General features: G+C 72.7%; 16 protein-coding genes and 3 pseudogenes. 13 read left to right on the top strand and 6 right to left on the bottom strand.

The features are described from left to right. Nucleotides 1–198: 198 nt before the first annotated feature. From BMZ82_RS29515 to BMZ82_RS29525, 3 genes are read left to right on the top strand one after another with little or no spacing between them, the layout of a single operon-like run. Nucleotides 199–1,122 carry a DUF5819 family protein gene (locus BMZ82_RS29515; RefSeq protein ID WP_093780453.1) on the top strand — a complete coding sequence of 308 codons (924 nt, stop codon included), beginning with the start codon at nucleotides 199–201 and terminating at the stop codon, nucleotides 1,120–1,122. Further along, nucleotides 1,119–2,330 carry an HTTM domain-containing protein gene (locus BMZ82_RS29520; protein ID WP_093780454.1) on the top strand — a complete coding sequence of 404 codons (1,212 nt, stop codon included), beginning with the start codon at nucleotides 1,119–1,121 and terminating at the stop codon, nucleotides 2,328–2,330. The genes BMZ82_RS29515 and BMZ82_RS29520 overlap by 4 nt, the downstream gene beginning before the upstream one ends. After that, nucleotides 2,327–3,103 carry a TrmH family RNA methyltransferase gene (locus BMZ82_RS29525; RefSeq protein WP_093780455.1) on the top strand — a complete coding sequence of 259 codons (777 nt, stop codon included), beginning with the start codon at nucleotides 2,327–2,329 and terminating at the stop codon, nucleotides 3,101–3,103. Before BMZ82_RS29520 ends, BMZ82_RS29525 begins: the two co-directional genes overlap by 4 nt. Here BMZ82_RS29525 and paaN read toward each other — a convergent pair. Further along, on the bottom strand, nucleotides 3,100–4,794 hold the full coding sequence (gene paaN, locus BMZ82_RS29530) for a phenylacetic acid degradation protein PaaN (RefSeq protein WP_093780456.1): 1,695 nt from the start codon (nucleotides 4,792–4,794) through the stop codon (nucleotides 3,100–3,102). The two genes, BMZ82_RS29525 and paaN, sit on opposite strands and share 4 nt — an antisense overlap. 159 nt (nucleotides 4,795–4,953) lie before the next feature. Between paaN and BMZ82_RS29535 the strand changes: the two genes are divergently transcribed. Both BMZ82_RS29535 and BMZ82_RS29540 read left to right on the top strand, forming a co-directional pair. After that, nucleotides 4,954–6,468: a 3-hydroxyacyl-CoA dehydrogenase gene (locus BMZ82_RS29535; RefSeq protein WP_093780457.1), complete on the top strand. Its 1,515-nt coding sequence runs from the start codon at nucleotides 4,954–4,956 to the stop codon at nucleotides 6,466–6,468. After that, entirely contained in the window at nucleotides 6,465–7,055 is a 591-nt protein-coding gene (locus BMZ82_RS29540; protein WP_093780458.1) for a TetR/AcrR family transcriptional regulator, read from the top strand. Before BMZ82_RS29535 ends, BMZ82_RS29540 begins: the two co-directional genes overlap by 4 nt. Nucleotides 7,056–7,092: 37 nt before the next feature. On the opposite strand, the gene BMZ82_RS29545 is transcribed toward BMZ82_RS29540, so the two are convergent. Beyond that, nucleotides 7,093–7,602: an Lrp/AsnC family transcriptional regulator gene (locus tag BMZ82_RS29545; protein WP_371271321.1), complete on the bottom strand. Its 510-nt coding sequence runs from the start codon at nucleotides 7,600–7,602 to the stop codon at nucleotides 7,093–7,095. Nucleotides 7,603–7,777: 175 nt separating this feature from the next. Here BMZ82_RS29545 and pdhA point away from each other — a divergent pair, with 175 nt between their 5' ends. The 5 genes from pdhA (at nucleotide 7,778) to BMZ82_RS29570 (ending at nucleotide 13,725) form a co-directional block, all read left to right on the top strand. Beyond that, nucleotides 7,778–8,935, top strand: coding sequence for a pyruvate dehydrogenase (acetyl-transferring) E1 component subunit alpha (pdhA, locus tag BMZ82_RS29550; protein ID WP_093780460.1), 1,158 nt, complete (start codon nucleotides 7,778–7,780; stop codon nucleotides 8,933–8,935). Further along, complete coding sequence (locus BMZ82_RS29555) at nucleotides 8,932–9,936, top strand: alpha-ketoacid dehydrogenase subunit beta (RefSeq protein WP_093780461.1); 1,005 nt, start codon at nucleotides 8,932–8,934, stop codon at nucleotides 9,934–9,936. Before pdhA ends, BMZ82_RS29555 begins: the two co-directional genes overlap by 4 nt. After that, complete coding sequence (locus BMZ82_RS29560) at nucleotides 9,936–11,300, top strand: dihydrolipoamide acetyltransferase family protein (RefSeq protein ID WP_093780462.1); 1,365 nt, start codon at nucleotides 9,936–9,938, stop codon at nucleotides 11,298–11,300. Before BMZ82_RS29555 ends, BMZ82_RS29560 begins: the two co-directional genes overlap by 1 nt. Nucleotides 11,301–11,416: 116 nt before the next feature. Beyond that, nucleotides 11,417–12,340 carry an NTP transferase domain-containing protein gene (locus BMZ82_RS29565; protein WP_093780463.1) on the top strand — a complete coding sequence of 308 codons (924 nt, stop codon included), beginning with the start codon at nucleotides 11,417–11,419 and terminating at the stop codon, nucleotides 12,338–12,340. Continuing rightward, entirely contained in the window at nucleotides 12,337–13,725 is a 1,389-nt protein-coding gene (locus BMZ82_RS29570; RefSeq protein ID WP_093780464.1) for a molybdopterin molybdotransferase MoeA, read from the top strand. Before BMZ82_RS29565 ends, BMZ82_RS29570 begins: the two co-directional genes overlap by 4 nt. Before the next feature lie 108 nt (nucleotides 13,726–13,833). Here BMZ82_RS29570 and BMZ82_RS29575 read toward each other — a convergent pair whose 3' ends face one another. Continuing rightward, nucleotides 13,834–14,952, bottom strand: coding sequence for a potassium channel family protein (locus BMZ82_RS29575; protein ID WP_093780465.1), 1,119 nt, complete (start codon nucleotides 14,950–14,952; stop codon nucleotides 13,834–13,836). Nucleotides 14,953–15,073: 121 nt separating this feature from the next. Between BMZ82_RS29575 and BMZ82_RS29580 the strand changes: the two are divergent. Beyond that, nucleotides 15,074–15,772, top strand: a pseudogene (locus tag BMZ82_RS29580) (TrkA family potassium uptake protein); the annotation flags it as partial. A 34-nt stretch (nucleotides 15,773–15,806) separates the two neighbouring features. Here the strand turns inward: BMZ82_RS29580 and BMZ82_RS40950 are convergent. After that, nucleotides 15,807–15,944 (bottom strand): annotated as a pseudogene (locus BMZ82_RS40950) (ABC transporter permease); the annotation flags it as partial. Next, a pseudogene (locus BMZ82_RS40955) lies at nucleotides 15,921–16,103 on the bottom strand (ATP-binding cassette domain-containing protein); the annotation flags it as partial. The pseudogenes BMZ82_RS40950 and BMZ82_RS40955, both read right to left, overlap by 24 nt. Before the next feature lie 125 nt (nucleotides 16,104–16,228). Here BMZ82_RS40955 and BMZ82_RS29590 point away from each other — a divergent pair. Then, a complete protein-coding gene (locus BMZ82_RS29590) occupies nucleotides 16,229–17,209 on the top strand; it encodes an NAD(P)H-quinone oxidoreductase (protein WP_093780468.1) in 981 nt (326 codons plus the stop codon). A 30-nt stretch (nucleotides 17,210–17,239) separates the two neighbouring features. Here BMZ82_RS29590 and BMZ82_RS29595 read toward each other — a convergent pair whose 3' ends face one another. Then, the gene (locus tag BMZ82_RS29595) at nucleotides 17,240–17,791 is read right to left on the bottom strand and encodes a hypothetical protein (RefSeq protein WP_093780469.1); all 552 of its coding nucleotides are present in this window, start codon (nucleotides 17,789–17,791) and stop codon (nucleotides 17,240–17,242) included. A 164-nt stretch (nucleotides 17,792–17,955) separates the two neighbouring features. Here BMZ82_RS29595 and BMZ82_RS29600 point away from each other — a divergent pair, with 164 nt between their 5' ends. Beyond that, nucleotides 17,956–18,501, top strand: coding sequence for a bacterial proteasome activator family protein (locus tag BMZ82_RS29600; protein ID WP_093780470.1), 546 nt, complete (start codon nucleotides 17,956–17,958; stop codon nucleotides 18,499–18,501). Nucleotides 18,502–18,507 lie beyond the last annotated feature (6 nt).

The following is an 18,507-nucleotide window of genomic DNA, read 5'->3' on the forward strand; positions in this document are numbered from 1 at the left end:
GATTCCATGGTGGGACGGCCGTCGTAAGGTGTCAACCGCTGTGGATAACCTGCGGGCGTCCCCTGTGGACAACCCACCCCGTCCCCGGCCCGGCCCGGGCGTCGCGGGGGGAGGGCTGCGCCGAACGGGTGAGGCTGAGTACCGTTCGCGATTGCGTGACGCAGCGCGAAGACGACCGGGATCGGGGAACGGGGCGGAATGGACGCGAACGACGGAGGCTCCGGCGCTCCGCACGAGCCGAACACGTCAGGGGAGGCGAGGACGGGGGCCGGTGCGGGCACCGAGGCGGGGGTCGGCACTGAGGCCGGCACCGAGACCGGGATCGGCACCGAGACCGGGATCGGGGTGCCGCCTGTGAAGGACGGCGGGGTTCCCGGCCCCCGAGCCGAATTCCCCAACCTCAGCCCCGGCCCCGACCTCGGCTCCCCGGCCGATCTCGCCCGCCCCGCCGGCCCTGTCGCCGGGCCCTGGCCCCGTACCGGTGTGGCCGCTCTGTCCCTGCGCTACCAGATCGGCGCCGCGCTGGCGCTCGCCGTCGTCGCGGTCGCCGTCTGTGTGCATGTCGGGATGGTGTTCCTGCACGTCGCGCCGTCGAACACGGTCACCAAGGCGCACGGCAAGGCGATCGACGAATGGATCTACCCGGAGTTCGAGCAGAACTGGAAACTGTTCGCGCCGAACCCGTTGCAGCAGGACATCGCCGTTCAGGTGCGCGCCCAGGTCCGTACCGGGGACGGCGGGTCGAGGACCACCGGCTGGTACGACCTGTCCGCGCAGGACGGCCGGGCCATCGACGGCAACCTGCTGCCGAGCCACACCCAGCAGAACGAGCTGCGCCGCGCCTGGGACTTCTTCACCGCCACGCACGGCAACGACAACCGCTCCGTGGGCATCCGCGGCTCTCTCTCCGAGACGTATCTGCGCCACATCGTGGTGCTGCGTATGGAGCGGGGCGGCGCGGCCGGCGCGGGCGGTGTCGTCGAGCGGGTGCAGATCCGGTCGCAGACCACGAACGTGACCCCGCCGAAGTGGAGCGACGAGAAGGTGTCGATGAGCCCGGTGTACCGCGAGCTGCCCTGGTGGTCGGTGCCGGACGGCGAGACCGAGGGAGGCGCGAGGTGAACCGGTTCTCCTTGTCGGTGTCCACCGCCATAGCCCGCGTCACCGGGGCGGCGCTCGGGCCGTACCAGAGCGCTGTGGTCCGGATCGGGTTCAGCGCCACCTGGCTGCTGTTCCTGGTGCGCGAGTTCCCCCACCGCCAGGAGCTCTACGGCCCCGACAGCCCCTGGGACTGGGAGCTGGCACGGCAGTTGATCGACACCAACGGCGCGTTCACGGCCCTGATGTGGTCGGACGGGCGGGGCTGGTTCGAGGCCGTGTACGCGCTCGCGCTGCTCGCCGCCGCACTGCTGCTGCTCGGCTGGCGTACCCGCGCGATGTCGGTGCTGTTCATGGTCGGCGTGCTCTCGCTGCAGAACCGCAGTGTCTTCATGGGCGACGGCGGCGACAACGTCCTGCACCTGATGTCGATCTATCTGGTGTTCGTGCGCTGCGGTCAGGTGTGGTCGCTGGACGCGCGGCGGGCCCGGCGCGCGGACGAGGCACGTGCGCGTGGGGAGCGGGTCAGCGACCGGGTCGGTCCCGTTCTGTGGGCCGCGTCCGGGTTCGCGCTGGTCACGGTGACCGTCGCGGGCCGGTTCCACAGCGAGTGGAGCATTCCGGCGCTCCTGTGGGCGGCGTGGGTCGCGCAGGGCCTGTGGTGGGCCGCCGGCCGGCTCAGGAAGACGGCGGAGCCCCGGATCCTGCTCGACGTGATCGGCAACATCCTGCACAACGGCGCCCTGGTCGTGATCATGACGGAGGCCTGTCTGATCTACGCGACGGCCGGCTGGTACAAGATCCAGGGCTCGCGCTGGCAGGACGGCACCGCCGTGTACTACCCGCTGCAACTGGACTACTTCTCCCCCTGGCCCGCCCTCGGCGACCTGCTCGCCGCCAGCGGCACGATGGTCATGCTCGCGACGTACGGGACGGTCATCGTCCAGGTCGCCTTCCCGTTCACCCTGTTCAACCGGCGGCTGAAGAACGTCCTGCTGGCCGTGATGATGGTCGAGCACGCGGTGATCGCCGTGGTGCTCGGTCTGCCGTTCTTCTCGCTGGCGATGATCGCGACCGACGCCGTCTTCCTGCCGACGCCGTTCCTGCACCGGCTGGGCGGCTGGGCGGCACGCGCGCGTGGACGGCTGCTCTCCGACCGCGCTCCTATGGAGGCGGCGGAGCCGCAGGGCCAGGAGAAGCCCGAGGAGACCCGCGTAGGGTTCACGGCATGACCGACCCTGTGACCGCCGACTCCGACCCGCTCGGCCGGTGGCGCCGGATCGCCGACGCCTCCGTGCTGCTCGACGGCTTCCACGCCCTCAAGCACGCCGTGCGCTTCGGGGCCGAGGTCCCGGTGGCGGTCACCGTCGACCGGCGGGCGACGCTCGCCCTCGCCGACGAACTCGCCCCCGATGTGCGCGAGGCGCTGGCGGCGCTCCTGACGGAGGTCTCGGAGGCGACGTACGCGTCCCTGGTGCCGCGCCCGCATCCCACCGGGGTCGCCGCGCTGGCCGTACGGCCCTCCCGCGCGGCCAACCTGGAGCGGCTGGGGCACGCGCCCCGCAGCACTCCCGTCGTGGTCCTCGACAACCCGCGCAACCTGGGCAACGCGGGGGCCGTGATCCGGCTGGCCGCCGGTTTCGGGGCGACCGGGGTGGTCACCACCGGCACGCTCGACCCCTGGCATCCGACCGTCGTGCGCGGCGGGGCGGGGCTGCACTTCGCGACCGCGGTGGAGCGGCTGACCGTCGACGAACTGCCGGCCGGACCGGTCTTCGCGCTCGACCCGGAGGGCGACGACATCCGGGGCGTCAAGCTCCCGGACGACGCCCTCCTGGCCTTCGGCTCGGAGCGCAGCGGCCTCTCCGCCGAGCTACGCGCGCGTGCCGACCATCTCCTCGCCCTGCCGATGCGCCCCCAGGTCTCCAGCTACAACCTCGCGACCAGTGTGGCCATGACGCTGTACCACTGGAGCGTCACCGGGGGCGCACCGCACGTCCCTTAGGCGTCCCTGCGGATCTCCACCACCCGGAAGCGGTTCGCGACGAACGCGCCGTCGGTGAGCGCCGCGTTGGCCGCCGGGTTGCCGCCCGAGCCGTGGAAGTCGGAGAACGCGGCCGTCTGGTTGACGTAGACCCCGCCGGTGAGGTTCAGGGAGAGCTGGGCGGACTCCTCGAGGCAGACCTCCTCGATCGCCCGCTCGACCTCCTCGTCGGTGGTGTACGCGCCGACCGTCATCGCGCCCTTCTCGCGCACCGTGCGCCGCAGCAGGGCGACCGCGTCGGCCGCCGAGTCGACGGCGACGGCGAAGGAGACCGGGCCGAAGCACTCGCTCATGTAGGCGGCCTCGTCGTCCGGCTTGGCACCGTCCAGCTTGACGATCACCGGTGTGCGCACGACCGCGTCCGGGAACTCCGGGTTGCCGACCTCGCGGGAGGCGAGGGCGATCTCGCCGAGGCCCGCCGCTGCCTCCAGGCGGGCCTTGACGTCCGGGTTGACGATCGCGCCCAGCAGGCCGTTCGCGCGGGCGTCGTCGCCGAGCAGGCCGTCGACCGCGCGGGCGAGGTCGGCGACGACCTCGTCGAAGGTCTTGGGGCCCTGGTCGGTGCGGATGCCGGCGCGGGGGATCAGCAGGTTCTGCGGGGTGGTGCACATCTGGCCGCTGTACAGGGACAGCGAGAACGCCAGGTTGGCGAGCATGCCCTTGTAGTTCGCGGTGGACTCGACGACCACCGTGTTGACGCCGGCCTTCTCGGTGTAGACCTGCGCCTGGCGGGCGTTGGCCTCCAGCCAGTCGCCGAAGGCGGTCGAGCCGGTGTAGTCGACGATCCTGATCTCGGGGCGGGTGGCCAGGGTCTTGGCGACGCCCTCGCCGGGACGCTCGGCGGCCAGCGCCACCAGGTTCGGGTCGAAGCCGGCGGCGGCGAGCACCTCGCGCGCGACGCCCACGGTCAGCGCGAGCGGCAGCACCGCGCGCGGGTGCGGCTTGACCAGGACCGCGTTGCCGGTGGCCAGGGAGGCGAACAGGCCCGGGTAGCCGTTCCACGTCGGGAAGGTGTTGCAGCCGATAAGGAGGGCGATGCCGCGCGGGACCGGCGTGAAGCTCTTGGTCATCGTCAGCGGGTCGCGCTTGCCCTGCGGCTTGGACCACTCCGCCGTCCCCGGTGTGCGGACCTGCTCGGCGTAGGCGTACGCCACCGCCTCCAGGCCACGGTCCTGCGCGTGCGGGCCGCCCGCCTGGAACGCCATCATGAAGGCCTGGCCGGAGGTGTGCATGACCGCGTGCGCGAACTCGTGCGTGCGGTCGCTGATCCGCTTGAGGATCTCCAGACAGACCAGTGCGCGCAGCTCCGGGCCCGCGTCGCGCCAGGCGCGCTGTCCGGCCCGCATGGCGGGCAGCAGCGTGTCCACGTCCGCGTGCGGGTACGTGACGCCCAGCTCGACGCCGTACGGCGAGACCTCGCCGCCCACCCAGTCGTCGGTGCCGGGCTGGCCGAGGTCGAGGCGGGTGTTCAGCACGGCGTCGAACGCGGCCTTGCCCGCCGCCGCGTCCAGGCTGCCGTTCTCCCCGTAGGCCTTGGGGTGTTCCGGGTGCGGGGACCAGTACGCGCGGGTGCGGATCGCTTCCAGGGCCTGGTCGAGGGTGGGCCGGTGCTGGGCGGTCAGGTCGTGCGCGGTCAGTTCGGCGGTGGCCATGCGGGACCAACTCCTCGTCGTGAGAACTCTTCTTCGCACCCATGAACTGGCGGAATCCTGGGCAGGAACGGCCAGTCAGGGCTAGAGTAACCGAACGATCGGTCGGGACAAGGGGGCCTGCCGCATCTGTGGAAAACCCCGTGCGGGAGGATCGCGCACATGACAGCACTCGACCTCAACAGCCCCGTGGCCGTCGTCGGCACCGGCACCATGGGCCAGGGCATCGCCCAGGTCGCGTTGGTGGCGGGCCACCTCGTGCGGCTGTACGACGCGGTACCCGGGCGCGCCCAAGAAGCGGCCGCCGCGATCGGCGCCCGCCTCGACCGGCTCGTCGAGAAGGGCCGCCTCGCCGCCACCGACCGGGACGAGGCACGCGCCCGTCTGGAGGCCGCGGAGAGCCTCACCGACCTCGCGGACTGCTCCCTGGTCGTCGAGGCCGTCGTCGAGCTCCTGGAGGCCAAGCAGGAGCTGTTCAGGCAACTGGAGGACATCGTCGGCGAGGACTGCCTGCTCGCCACCAACACCTCCTCCCTGTCGGTGACCGCCGTCGCCGGCGCCCTGCGCAACCCCGGCCGCCTCGTGGGCCTGCACTTCTTCAACCCCGCGCCGGTGCTGCCGCTGGTCGAGGTCGTCTCCGGGTACGCCACGGACGTCACGTCGGCCACGCGCGCGTACGAGACCGCCCGCTCCTGGGGGAAGACGCCGGTCGCCTGCGCCGACACCCCCGGCTTCATCGTCAACCGCATCGCGCGGCCCTTCTACGCCGAGGCGTTCGCCGTCTACGAGGCGCAGGGCGCCGACCCGGCCACCATCGACGCGATCCTGCGCGAGTCGGGCGGCTTCAAGATGGGCGCCTTCGAACTGACCGACCTGATCGGGCAGGACGTCAACGAGTCCGTCACGCACTCCGTGTGGCGGTCCTTCTTCCAGGACGTGCGGTTCACGCCCTCGCTCGCCCAGCGCCGCCTGGTCGAGTCGGGCCGCCTGGGCCGCAAGACCGGCCAGGGCTGGTACGACCACCGCGACGACGCCGAGCCCGCCGAACCGCACACCGCGGAGCCCGCCCAGCCGCCCGCGTACGTCGTCGCCGAAGGCGACCTGGGCCCCGCGTCGGAACTGCTCGCGCTGATCCGCGAGGCGGGCATTCAGGTCCGCGAGGACGACGAGGACCACGGCAGCCGCCTGGTGCTGCCCGGCGGCGGCCAGCTCGCCCTCGCCGACGGCCAGACCTCCGTGGAGTTCCGGGACGTCGTCTACTTCGACCTCGCCCTCGACTACCGCAAGGCCACCCGCATCGCCCTGTCCGCCTCCCAGGACACCTCCGCGCAGACCATGTCCGAGGCGATCGGCCTGTTCCAGGCGCTCGGCAAGGACGTCAGCGTCATCGGCGACGTCCCCGGCATGATCGTCGCCCGCACGGTCGCGCGGATCGTCGACCTCGCGCACGACGCGGTGGCCAAGGGCGTCGCCACCGAGGAGGACATCGACACCGCGATGCGCCTAGGCGTGAACTACCCCCTCGGCCCCTTCGAGTGGTGCCGCAGGCTGGGCCGCACCTGGGCCTGCTCCCTCCTGGACGACCTGCACGAGCGCGACCCCTCCGGCCGCTACGCGCCGTCCCTCGCGCTCTACCGGCACTCCTACGCCACCGAGAAGCGGGAGGGCGCCTCGTGACCACCGCCAAGCGCGACACGTACACCCCGGAGACCCTGCTCACCGTCGCCGTCCAGGTCTTCAACGAGCGCGGGTACGACGGCACGTCCATGGAGCACCTCTCCAAGGCGGCCGGCATCTCCAAGTCGTCGATCTACCACCACGTCGCCGGCAAGGAGGAACTGCTGCGGCGGGCCGTCAGCCGGGCGCTGGACGGCCTCTTCGGGATCCTCGACGAGGAGCACGCGCGCGTGGGGCACACCTCGGAGCGCCTGGAGTACGTCGTACGGCGCATGGTCGAGGTGCTCATCGGCGAACTGCCGTACGTGACGCTGCTGCTGCGCGTGCGCGGCAACACCGACACCGAGCGGTGGGCCCTGGAGCGGCGCCGCGACTTCGACCACCGGGTCGCCGACCTGCTGAGGGCGGCCGCCGCCGACGGGGACGTACGCGGCGACATCGACGTGCGGCTCGCGACGCGGCTGGTCTTCGGGATGATCAACTCGATCGTCGAGTGGTACCGGCCGGGCGGCCGGGGGATGGTCGAGAGCGAGGTGGCCGACGCGGTGGTGCGGCTGGTCTTCGAGGGCCTGCGCACGGCGGACTGAGACCACAGGTCCCGCGGTCCTGTGGTCCTGCGCCCGGTCAGCCCTGCGGCTCCAGGTCCTCCTCCTCGAACACCAGCAGTGTGCGCGTGCTGAGCACCTCGGGGATCGCCTGGAGCCGGGTGAGCACCACCTCGCGCAGTGCCCTGTTGTGGGGCGTGTGCACCAGGAGCAGTACGTCGAAGTCGCCCCCGACGAGGGCGATGTGGGAGGCGCCGGGCAGCAGTCTGAGCTGCTCGCGCACGGTCCGCCAGGAGTTCTGCACGATCTTCAGCGTGATGTAGGCGCTCGTCCCCTGGCCCGCGCGCTCGTGGTCGACGCGGGCGCCGAAACCGCGGATGACGCCGTCCTCGATGAGCCGGTTGATCCGCGCGTAAGCGTTTGCGCGCGAGACGTGGACCCGCTCGGCGACCGACCGTATCGAGGCGCGGCCGTCCGCCTGGAGCATCTGCAGGATGTCCTGGTCGATGGCGTCGAGCGGGCGGGCCGGCTGGGACGGAGGGCCGGGCTCCGGGGTCGGCGCCCCTTCGGCCATTTGTTCAGGTGCCATGTCCCCCCGCCTCCCTACCATGGACGTACTGCACCCATCTCAGGCTGTGCAGAACCGTTTGTCCACAGCCTGAGGGGGCCTGTAGCCAAAATGTGCCGACGACCGAACAATCGGTAGGTGAGGCGCATCACAACCGACGCGCCTCCCACAGCCGCTTCCACGAGGAGGTGCCGTCATGACGGTCCTGGAGCAGCGGGGCACGTACCGGCCCACGCCGCCGCCCGCCTGGCAGCCCCGTACCGACCCCGCGCCGCTGCTGCCCGACGCGGAGCCGTACCGCGTCCTCGGCACCGACGCGGCCGCGCAGACCGATCCGGAGCTGCTGCGCCGGCTGTACGCCCAGTTGGTGCGCGGCCGCCGCTACAACGCCCAGGCCACCGCCCTCACCAAGCAGGGCAGACTCGCCGTCTACCCCTCCAGCACCGGCCAGGAGGCCTGCGAGGTCGCCGCCGCGCTCGCCCTTCAGGAGCGGGACTGGCTCTTCCCCAGCTACCGCGACACCCTCGCGGTCGTCGCGCGCGGAGTGGACCCCGTCGAGGCCCTCACCCTGCTGCGCGGCGACCGGCACACCGGCTACGACCCCTACGAGCACCGCGTCGCGCCCCTGTGCACGCCGCTCGCCACCCAGCTCCCGCACGCCGTGGGCCTCGCGCACGCCGCCCGCCTCAAGGGCGACGACGTGGTCGCGCTCGCCATGGTCGGTGACGGCGGCACCAGCGAGGGCGACTTCCACGAGGCGCTGAACTTCGCCGCCGTCTGGCAGGCGCCGGTCGTCTTCCTCGTGCAGAACAACGGCTTCGCGATCTCCGTCCCGCTCGCCAAGCAGACCGCGGCCCCCTCGCTGGCCCACAAGGCCGTCGGGTACGGCATGCCGGGCCGCCTGGTCGACGGCAACGACGCCGTCGCCGTGCACGAGGTGCTGGCCGACGCCGTACGCCGCGCGCGGGAGGGCGGCGGCCCGACCCTGGTGGAGGCGGTGACCTACCGCATCGAGGCGCACACCAACGCCGACGACGCCACCCGATACCGGGGCGACGCCGAGGTCGAGACCTGGCGCGAGCACGACCCGATCCAGCTCCTGGAGCGCGAACTGACCGCGCGCGGGCTGCTCGACGAGGACCTGCGGCAGTCCGCGCGGGACGCCGCCGAGACGATGGCCGCCGACCTGCGCGCCCGCATGAACCAGGACCCGGTCCTCGACCCGATGGACCTGTTCTCCCACGTGTACGCCGAACCCACCCCCCAACTGCGCGAGCAGCAGGCGCTGCTGCGGGCGGAACTCGACGCCGAGCACGCCGACCAGGGCAGTGACCAGGGGAGCGCGCACCGATGACCACCGTCGCCGTCAAGCCGGCCACCATGGCGCAGGCGCTCACGCGCGCGCTGCGCGACGCGATGGCCGCCGACCCGTCCGTGCACGTCCTGGGTGAGGACGTGGGCACCCTGGGCGGCGTCTTCCGGGTCACCGACGGGCTCGCCAAGGAGTTCGGCGAGACCCGCTGCACGGACACCCCGCTCGCCGAGGCGGGCATCCTCGGCACCGCCGTCGGCATGGCCATGTACGGCCTGCGCCCGGTCGTGGAGATGCAGTTCGACGCCTTCGCCTTTCCGGCGTTCGAGCAGCTCATCAGCCATGTCGCCAAGATGCGCAACCGCACCCGCGGCCGGATGCCGCTGCCGATCACCGTCCGGGTGCCCTACGGCGGCGGCATCGGCGGCGTCGAGCACCACAGCGACTCCTCCGAGGCGTACTACATGGCGACCCCCGGCCTCCATGTCGTGACGCCGGCCACGGTCGCCGACGCCTACGGCCTGCTGCGCGCCGCGATCGCCTCGGACGACCCGGTCGTCGTCCTCGAACCCAAGCGCCTGTACTGGTCCAAGGACTCCTGGAACCCGGAGGACCCGCAGACCGTCGAGCCGATAGGCCGCGCGGTGGTGCGGCGCTCGGGCCGGAGCGCCACACTGATCACGTACGGGCCGTCGCTGCCGGTCTGCCTCGAAGCCGCCGAGGCGGCGCGCGCCGAGGGCTGGGACCTCGAAGTCGTCGACCTGCGTTCCCTGGTGCCCTTCGACGACGAGACGGTCTGCGCCTCGGTACGGCGGACCGGCCGCGCGGTCGTCGTCCATGAGTCGGGCTCCTTCGGCGGGCCGGGCGGGGAGATCGCGGCCCGTGTCACGGAGCGCTGCTTCCACCACCTGGAGGCACCGGTGCTGCGCGTCGCCGGGTTCGACCTCCCGTATCCGCCGCCGATGCTGGAGCGCCACCACCTGCCCGGCGTCGACCGCATCCTGGACGCCGTGGCGCGGTTGCAGTGGGAGGCCGAGAACTGATGGCTCAGGTGCTGGAGTTCAAGCTCCCCGACCTCGGGGAGGGGCTCACCGAGGCGGAGATCGTCCGCTGGCTGGTCGAGGTCGGCGATGTGGTCGCCGTCGACCAGCCGATCGTCGAGGTCGAGACGGCCAAGGCGATGGTCGAGGTGCCCTGTCCCTACGGCGGCGTGGTCACCGCCCGCTTCGGCGAGGAGGGTACGGAAATGCCCGTCGGCGCCCCGCTGATCACGGTGGCGGTCGGCCCGCCGGCTTCCGGCGGTGAGACGGTTCCCACCGAGGGCTCGGGCAACGTGCTGGTGGGCTACGGCACTTCGGAGGCACCGGCGCGGCGCAGGCGGGTGCGGCCGGTCCAGCCGACGCCTGTCGCTCAGCCGACGCCGGTTTCTCACGCGACGCCTGTTGCTCCGGCACCGGCGGTCGCAGCGGTCCCGGCTACCCCGGCGGCTTCGCGCGGGGCGGCGGCCGGGCCCGTCCCCGTCATCTCCCCGCTGGTCCGTCGCCTCGCTCGCGAGAACGGGCTGGATCTGCGGGAGGTCTCCGGTTCCGGGCCGGAGGGGCTGATCCTGCGGGCGGACGTGGAGAACGTGATGCGGGCGGCTGCCGTTCCGCAGTCCGCACCGGTCTCCGCGGCGACGACTGCTCCCGCCTCCGTCGCTCCCTCCGCCACTCTCGCCGGAAGCCATCGCATCCCCCTCAAGGGCGTGCGGGGTGCCGTCGCCGACAAGCTCTCGCGCAGCCGTCGGGAGATTCCCGACGCGACTTGCTGGGTGGACGCCGACGCGACGGAACTGATGCGTGCCCGTGCCGCGATGAACGCGGCCGGCGGGCCGAAGATCTCCCTCCTCGCGCTGCTGGCCCGGGTCTGCACCGCGGCCCTGGCCCGCTTCCCGGAGCTCAACTCCACCGTCGACCAGGCGGCCCGGGAGGTCGTCCGGTTCGACCATGTCCACCTCGGCTTCGCCGCGCAGACCGAGCGGGGACTCGTCGTGCCCGTCGTCCGCGACGCGCACGCCCGGGACGCCGAGGGACTCACCGCCGAGTTCGCCCGGCTCACCGAGGTCGCCCGCGACGGGCGCCTCACCCCCGGCGAACTGACCGGCGGCACCTTCACGCTGAACAACTACGGCGTGTTCGGCGTCGACGGCTCCACGCCGATCATCAACCACCCCGAGGCGGCCATGCTCGGCGTCGGCCGCATCATCCCCAAGCCGTGGGTGCACGAAGGCGAACTGGCGGTGCGCCAGGTCGTGCAGCTCTCGCTCACCTTCGACCACCGGGTGTGCGACGGCGGCACGGCGGGAGGCTTCCTGCGCTACGTGGCCGACTGCGTGGAGCAGCCGGCGGTGCTGCTGCGCACGCTGTGATCCCGGCCAGGCCCTGAACATGTCCCCGCCCCCGCCCCCGCCCCCGCCCGCGTGCTCCCCGCGTTTCCCGTGATCGCGGGGGCACGCATCGCCGGAGCGGCCCGCATACTCGGGGGGTGACCTCGAACGAGCCTCCCGGACCGGCCGCCTACGACGCCGTCGTGCTCGCCGGTGGCGGTGCGCGCCGGCTCGGCGGCGCCGACAAGCCCGGTGTGCGGGTGGGCGGGCGCGCGCTGCTCGACCGGGTGCTCGGGGCCTGCGCCGACGCACGCGCCACCATCGTCGTCGCCGAACCCCGCCCCGCCCTCGCCGCCCGGCCCGTGCGCTGGGCGCGCGAGGACCCGCCCGGCGCGGGACCCGTCGCCGCGCTCGACGCCGGACTGCGCCAGGCCACGGCGGACGACGTCGTCGTCCTCTCCGCCGACCTGCCCTTCCTCGCGGCGGACACCGTACGGCGGCTGCTGACGGCCCTGCGCGCCGGCCGAGCCGAGGGCGCGTTGCTCACCGACGCCGACGGCCGCGACCAGCCGCTCGTCGCCGCGTACCGCACGGCCGCCCTGCGCCGCGAACTGGCGGTGCTCGCCACCGACCACGGCGGCCTCACCGGGCTGCCCCTGCGCCGGCTGACCGCCGGGCTCGAACTCACCCGCGTCCCCGACCCGGTCGCGTCCTTCGACTGCGACACCTGGGACGACATCGCCACCGCCAGGGCACGTATCAGGGAGCATGGCCACGTGTTGGATGAATGGATTTCCGCAGTCAAGGACGAGCTGGGCATCGACCTCGACGTCGACACCGGCGCCCTCCTCGACCTCGCCCGTGACGCCGCCCACGGGGTGGCCCGGCCCGCGGCCCCGCTGACCACCTTCCTGGTCGGCTACGCGGCGGCGCAGGCCCAGGGCGGCCCCGAGGCCGTCGCCGAGGCCACCCGCAAGGCTGTCGCGCTGGCCCTGAGCTGGGCACAGGAGGCCGAGCAGGACAAGGCCGTCCAGCAGGACAAGGCCGCCGGGCCCGGCGGCTCCGGACCGGACGCCGGATGACCCCCCACGGCACCCGGCAGGGCCTCGACGCCGAGGACCTCGACGTCGAGGAGGCGCTCGCCCTCGTGAAGGACGGCAACGGCCCCGCCCGCCCGACCGGCGACCACGGCCCCGCGCAGCGCGAGGGCAGCGCCGACGGCACCCCGTCCTCCGAGACCTCCCCCGCCCCGGAACACCGCCACCGGGCCATCTCCTGGCCCGAGGCCCGGACGATCGCCGCCCGCGCCGCCCGGTCCGGCGCAGCCCGCCGCCCGCCCGTCTCCGTCACCCTCGGCGACGCCCTCGGTCTCGTCCTGGCCGCCCCCCTCACCGCCCTCACCGATCTGCCCTCCTTCGACACCTCGGCGATGGACGGCTGGGCGGTCGCCGGCCCCGGCCCCTGGCACGTACGGGACGAAGGAGTGCTGGCCGGAAGCGCGGCGCCCGCGTCCCTCGGCGACGGCGAGGCCGTCCGGATCGCCACCGGCGCCCGGATCCCCGCGGACACCACCGCGGTGCTGCGCAGTGAGCACGGCCGCACCGACGACAGCGGCCGGCTGCACCCGACCCGCGAGATGCAGCACGGGCAGGACATCCGCCCGCGAGGGCAGGAGTGCCGCAGCGGGGACCAACTGCTCCTCGCCGGAGCGGTGGTGACCCCGGCGGTGCTCGGACTCGCCGCCGCTGCCGGGTACGACACGCTGACGGCCGTTCCCCGCCCCCGGGTCGAGGTGCTCGTCCTGGGCGACGAACTGCTCACCGAGGGCCGCCCGCACGAGGGCCTCATCCGGGACGCGCTCGGCCCGATGCTGCCCCCGTGGCTGCGGGCGCTGGGCGCCGAGGTCATCGCCGTGCGCAGGCTCCGCGATGACGCGAAGGTCCTGCACAAGGCCGTCACCGCGTCCGGCGCCGACCTGATCGTCACCACCGGGGGCACCGCTGCCGGCCCCGTCGACCACGTTCACCCCACGCTGCGCCGCCTCGACGCCGAACTCCTTGTCGACAGCGTCAAGGTGCGACCCGGTCACCCCATGCTGCTGGCCCGCCTCAAGGACGACCAGCACCTTGTCGGCCTGCCCGGCAACCCGCTCGCGGCCGTCTCCGGCCTGATCACCCTCGCCGAGCCCCTGCTGCGCACCCTCGCCGCCCGCTCGGCTCCCGAGCCGTACACACTGCCGTTGAGGGAGACGGTCCACGGGCACCCGTACGACACCCGGCTCGTCCCGGTCGTGCTGCGGGGTGACCATGTGGTGCCGCTGCACTACAACGGTCCGGCCATGCTGCGGGGCATCGCGGTGGCCGACGCCCTCGCCGTCGTACCGCCGGGCGGTGCAGGGGCGGGTCAGGAGGCCGAACTCCTCGACCTGCCGTGGGCGACAGCCGGGATCGGCGCTTGTTTCACGTGAAACGGCCAGCTTGTTTCACGTGAAACGGGGAGCCTGTTTCACGTGAAACATGGCGGCCGTGGCGTTCGTTTCACGTGAAACACACTCCCTGTTTCACGTGAAACATCGTCAGGCCTGTTCGGCGGCCGGGACCGCCCGGCTGACCGTGATCACGTGGTCCCCCGGTTGTAGACGGGTGAGCCGGGGGTCGGCGTAGTTCAGCAGTTCCTTGCCGCGGACGACTGCCACGACGAGGTCCGCGCAGGTGCGGGGCGTCTGTCCCGCCTCCGCCTTGGTGATCGGGCGCTCGATGAGGTCCAGGCCGCTGCCGAGGGTCATCAGGTCCTCCAGGGTCCTGGCCACGGTCGGGCTGACCATCGAGACGCCGAGCAGTCGGCCGGCGGAGCTGGAGCTGGTGATCACGGTGTTCGCGCCGCTCTGCTTGAGCAGCGGTACGTTCTCGTCCTCGCGGGCGGCGACGACGATCGTGGCGCGCCGGTTCAACTGGCGGGCAGTGAGGGTGACCAGGGCGGCCGTGTCGTCGCGCTGCGGGGCGACGATCACCCGCGAGGCGCGCTGGACCTCTGCCTTGAGGAGGGTCTCCGAGCGGGTGGCGTCCCCGGTCACCGCCACCAGCCCGTCGTCGCCGGCCAGGTCCGCGTACTTGCGCTGGGCGTCCACGACCACGATCCGGTCCTTGGGGATGCCCTGCCCGACGAGGGTCTGCACCGCGTGGCGGCCCTTCGTGCCGTAGCCGACGACCACGATGTGATCGCTGGTACGGGCGCGCCAGCGGTGGATGCGGACCTGCTGGCGGGTGCGCTCGGTGAGGACCTCCAGGGTGGTGCCGACCAGGATGATCAGGAACACCACGCGCAGCGGTGTGATGACGAGGATGTTGATGAGCCGGGCCATGTCGCTGACCGGGGTGATGTCGCCGTAGCCGGTGGTGGAGAGGGTGACGGTGGCGTAGTAGGCGGAGTCGAGGAGGCCGACGGAGCCGTCCGAGTTGTCGTTGTAGCCGTCGTGGTCGGCGTAGACGATCAGGGTGGTGGCGGCGAGTACCAGCAGGCCCATGGCGAGGCGTCGCAGCACCTGCTGGAGCGGGGGGACGCCGGTGCGCACGGGCATCGTGATGGAGCGGCCCGCCTCGGCGTCGTCCCGGGCCTCGGAGCGCGAGCGGTACCAGAGGGACCGGAAGAGGGAGAACCTGGCCGGGCCGCCGGGCTGTCGTGGGTGGTCCTTCATCGCGCGCCCCCTGTGATGGTGATCCGATCGGTGGGCACCATGGTTCCCGGCGGGTTCGTGCCCGTCATGAAGCAACACGTCTCCATGAGTCCGCACCTGTTCCATGATCCCGGAGGTCCCCTTGCGCGACCACACTGTCGTTGTCGGCTTCGGTACGAAGGGGCGGTCCGCGATCCGGACGGCCTGCGCGGCGGGGCTGCGCAGGGAGCAGGTCATGGTGATCGACCCGAGCGCGAAGATGATCGAGGCGGCGACGGCCGAGGGCTACGAGGGGGTCGTCGGGGACGCGACGCGCAGTGACGTGCTGCGGCGGGCCGAGGTGCAGCGGGCGGGGCGGATCGTCATCGCGACCCAGCGCGACGACACGGCCGTGCTGGTGGCGCTGACCGCCCGCCAGCTCAACCCGGGGGCGAAGATCGTGGCGGCGGTCCGCGAGGAGGAGAACGCGCCGCTGCTCAAGCAGTCCGGCGCCGACGAGGTCATCACCAGCGCGGGTGCGGCCGGCCGGCTGCTCGGTCTGTCCGTGCTCAGCCCGGCCGCGGGCCGGGTCATGGAGGACCTCATCCAGCAGGGCGACGGGCTCGACCTCGTCGAACGGCCCGTCACCAAGGCCGAGGCGGGCCGCGGCCCGCGTGAGACGGACGACCTGGTGGTGAGCGTCGTCCGCGGGCACCGTGTGCTGGCCTACGACGACCCGGCGATCGGCGTGCTGGAGCCGACGGACCGGCTGGTCACGATCACGCGGATGGGCCCGGACCGCGGACCGGTCGTCCTCGGGACCCCCGGCATGCCCGGCGTCCCGCCCCTCCCGCCGGCCTGAACACCCACCCGTCAGGCCGACCCGTCGGGCCGCGTTACTTGCGGTTGTACAGCCGCATCGTCACCGGTCCGAAGACCAGCACGAACAGTGCGGCCCACCCCCGCGACCAGGCGATCTCGGCGCCCGGCCAGTCGCCGGCCATCAATCCCCGTACCGCCGACGCCAGATGGGTCTTGACGGTGGTCGTCTTGCCTGCGCCGTTCGGGCCGAGGACGCCGTAGACCGTGCCGGTGGGGACGGCGAGGTCGACGCCGTCCACGGCCCGGGTCCGGCCGAACGTCTTCACCAGGCCCGCGGTCTCGATCGCCAGGCCGGCGCGGTGCTGGCTCATGGGGCTTCCTTCCGCGTACTTGGGCTACGCATGGGGAGACCTTTACTCTCGCGCGAACTCATCGGTGATCGCACATCGATTTGCCGGGTGATGCTCGGCCGGGGGCGGGGAGTAGCGTCCCCCTCATGCATGCGATCACGATTCCCGAACCTGGTGGTCCCGAGGCGCTGGTGTGGGACGAGGTCCCCGATCCGGTGGCAGGCGAGGGCGAGGTCCTGGTCGAGGTGGTGGCCAGCGCCGTCAACCGCGCCGACATCCTCCAGCGGCAGGGCTTCTACGACCCGCCGCCCGGCGCTTCCCGCTACCCCGGCCTGGAGTGCTCCGGCCGGATCGCCGCGATCGGCGCCGGCGTCACCGGCTGGGCCGTCGGCGACGAGGTGTGCGCGCTGCTCGCGGGCGGCGGCTACGCCGAGAAGGTCGCGGTGCCGGCCGGTCAGTTGCTGCCCGTGCCGACGGGCGTCGGCCTCCGGCAGGCCGCCGCGCTCCCCGAGGTGACCAGTACCGTCTGGTCGAACGTCTTCATGATCGCCCACCTGCGCCCAGGCGAGACGCTGCTCGTGCACGGCGGCTCCAGCGGCATCGGCACCATGGCGATCCAGTTGGCCAAGGCCTTCGGTGCGCGGGTCGCCGTCACCGCGGGCACCAAGGAGAAGCTGGAGCACTGCGCCGCACTGGGCGCGGACATCCTGATCAACTACCGCGAGCAGGACTTCGTCGCCGAGCTGAAGCAGGCCACGGACGGCGTCGGCGCCGACGTCATCCTCGACAACATGGGCGCGAAGTACCTGGACCGCAACGTGCAGGCCCTCGCCGTGAACGGCCGGCTCGCGATCATCGGCATGCAGGGCGGCATCAAGGCCGAGCTGAACATCGCCGCACTCCTCGGCAAGCGCGCCGCCGTCAGCGCGACCTCGCTGCGGGCCCGCCCCCTGGCGGAGAAGGCGGCCATCGTGGCGGCCGTACGCGAACACGTCTGGCCCCTGATCGCGGCCGGCCACGTGCGCCCTGTCGTCGACCGCGAACTCCCGATGAGCGACGCGGCCGCCGCCCACCGGGTTCTCGAGGACAGCGGCCACGTCGGCAAGGTGCTGCTGGTCGCGCCCTGACCGGCTCCGCGACAGCACACCTGACTGCGGCTAACTGCGGCGCAGGCGCAGGGCGGCGAGGGCGAGGGCGATGCCCAGGCCGATGAGGACGAGGCCGCTGCCGAGCGGCAGGATCTGGAGCACGGGGCCGTCGGCCCGGTCCCGTGGCGCGACCGCCTGCCGTACGGCGTTCCGGGGCGCGGCCGGGGTCGCGGGAGCGACGACGGCCTGCGGCGACTCGGACTCGGCGGTGCCGTCGCCGAGATCGCCGTCACCGGCCGCCGTGTCCTCGCCGCCGGTGTCGTCTCCGCCGCTGTCTTGCCCCTCCTCGTCCCCGTTCTCGTCCCCGTTCCCGGCCTGCGCCTGGTCGCTGTCCCGTCCGGGCCGCGCGCGGCCCTCGCCCGCGCGGCTTCCGGCCCGGTCCGGTTCGGGGGAGGAGGGGGCCGGGGTGGCGGACGCCGACACGGTGACGTACGCCGGGGCGGGGCCGTACGCCGTTATGGCCGCGTACGCCGAGACCGCCCCGTAGGGCAGCACGACTACTCCCGCCACACCCAGTGCGCCCACCTGCATCCCGCGCAACGCCCGCTGCCATGGAGTCACGTCCGTGACCCCCTCCCGGTACCCAGTCGCCAAGAAAAAGACGTGACAAGCCTCACATCGGTGAAGTTCGACCGCATTCCGGACTCCGCCGAACGGAAACGCTGGATCACCCTTCACGGGGGGCACCACGGTGATGAGGTGGGGACGTGCGAGAGAATGGCGGCATGGAGATGCCGAGGAACGAAAGGTCGCCGGAGAACGCCCAGAAGATCCTGGTCGTAGGACAGGACGGCATGGCGCTGGGCGGCATCGACGCTGACGAGGACCCCCGCGAGATCCCGGTGACGGACATGGTCGAGCAGCCCGCGAAGGTCATGCGCATCGGAAGCATGATCAAGCAGTTGCTCGAGGAGGTGCGCGCGGCTCCGCTGGACGAGGCGAGCCGGGTCCGGCTGAAGGAGATCCACGCGAGTTCGGTGAAGGAACTGGAGGACGGCCTGGCGCCGGAGCTGGTCGACGAACTGGAGCGGCTTTCCCTGCCGTTCAACGAGGACTCGACGCCGAGCGACGCGGAACTGCGGATCGCGCAGGCCCAGTTGGTCGGCTGGCTGGAGGGCCTCTTCCACGGCATCCAGACCACGCTCTTCGCCCAGCAGATGGCCGCGCGCGCCCAGTTGGAGCAGATGCGCCGCGCGCTGCCGCCGGGTGTGGGCCACGAGGGCGCCGACGACCCGCGCGCGGGCGGCCGTTCGGGCGGACCGTACCTGTAGCAGCCC

The organism is Streptomyces sp. yr375 (assembly GCF_900110755.1).
Classification (GTDB): Bacteria; Actinomycetota; Actinomycetes; order Streptomycetales; family Streptomycetaceae; genus Streptomyces.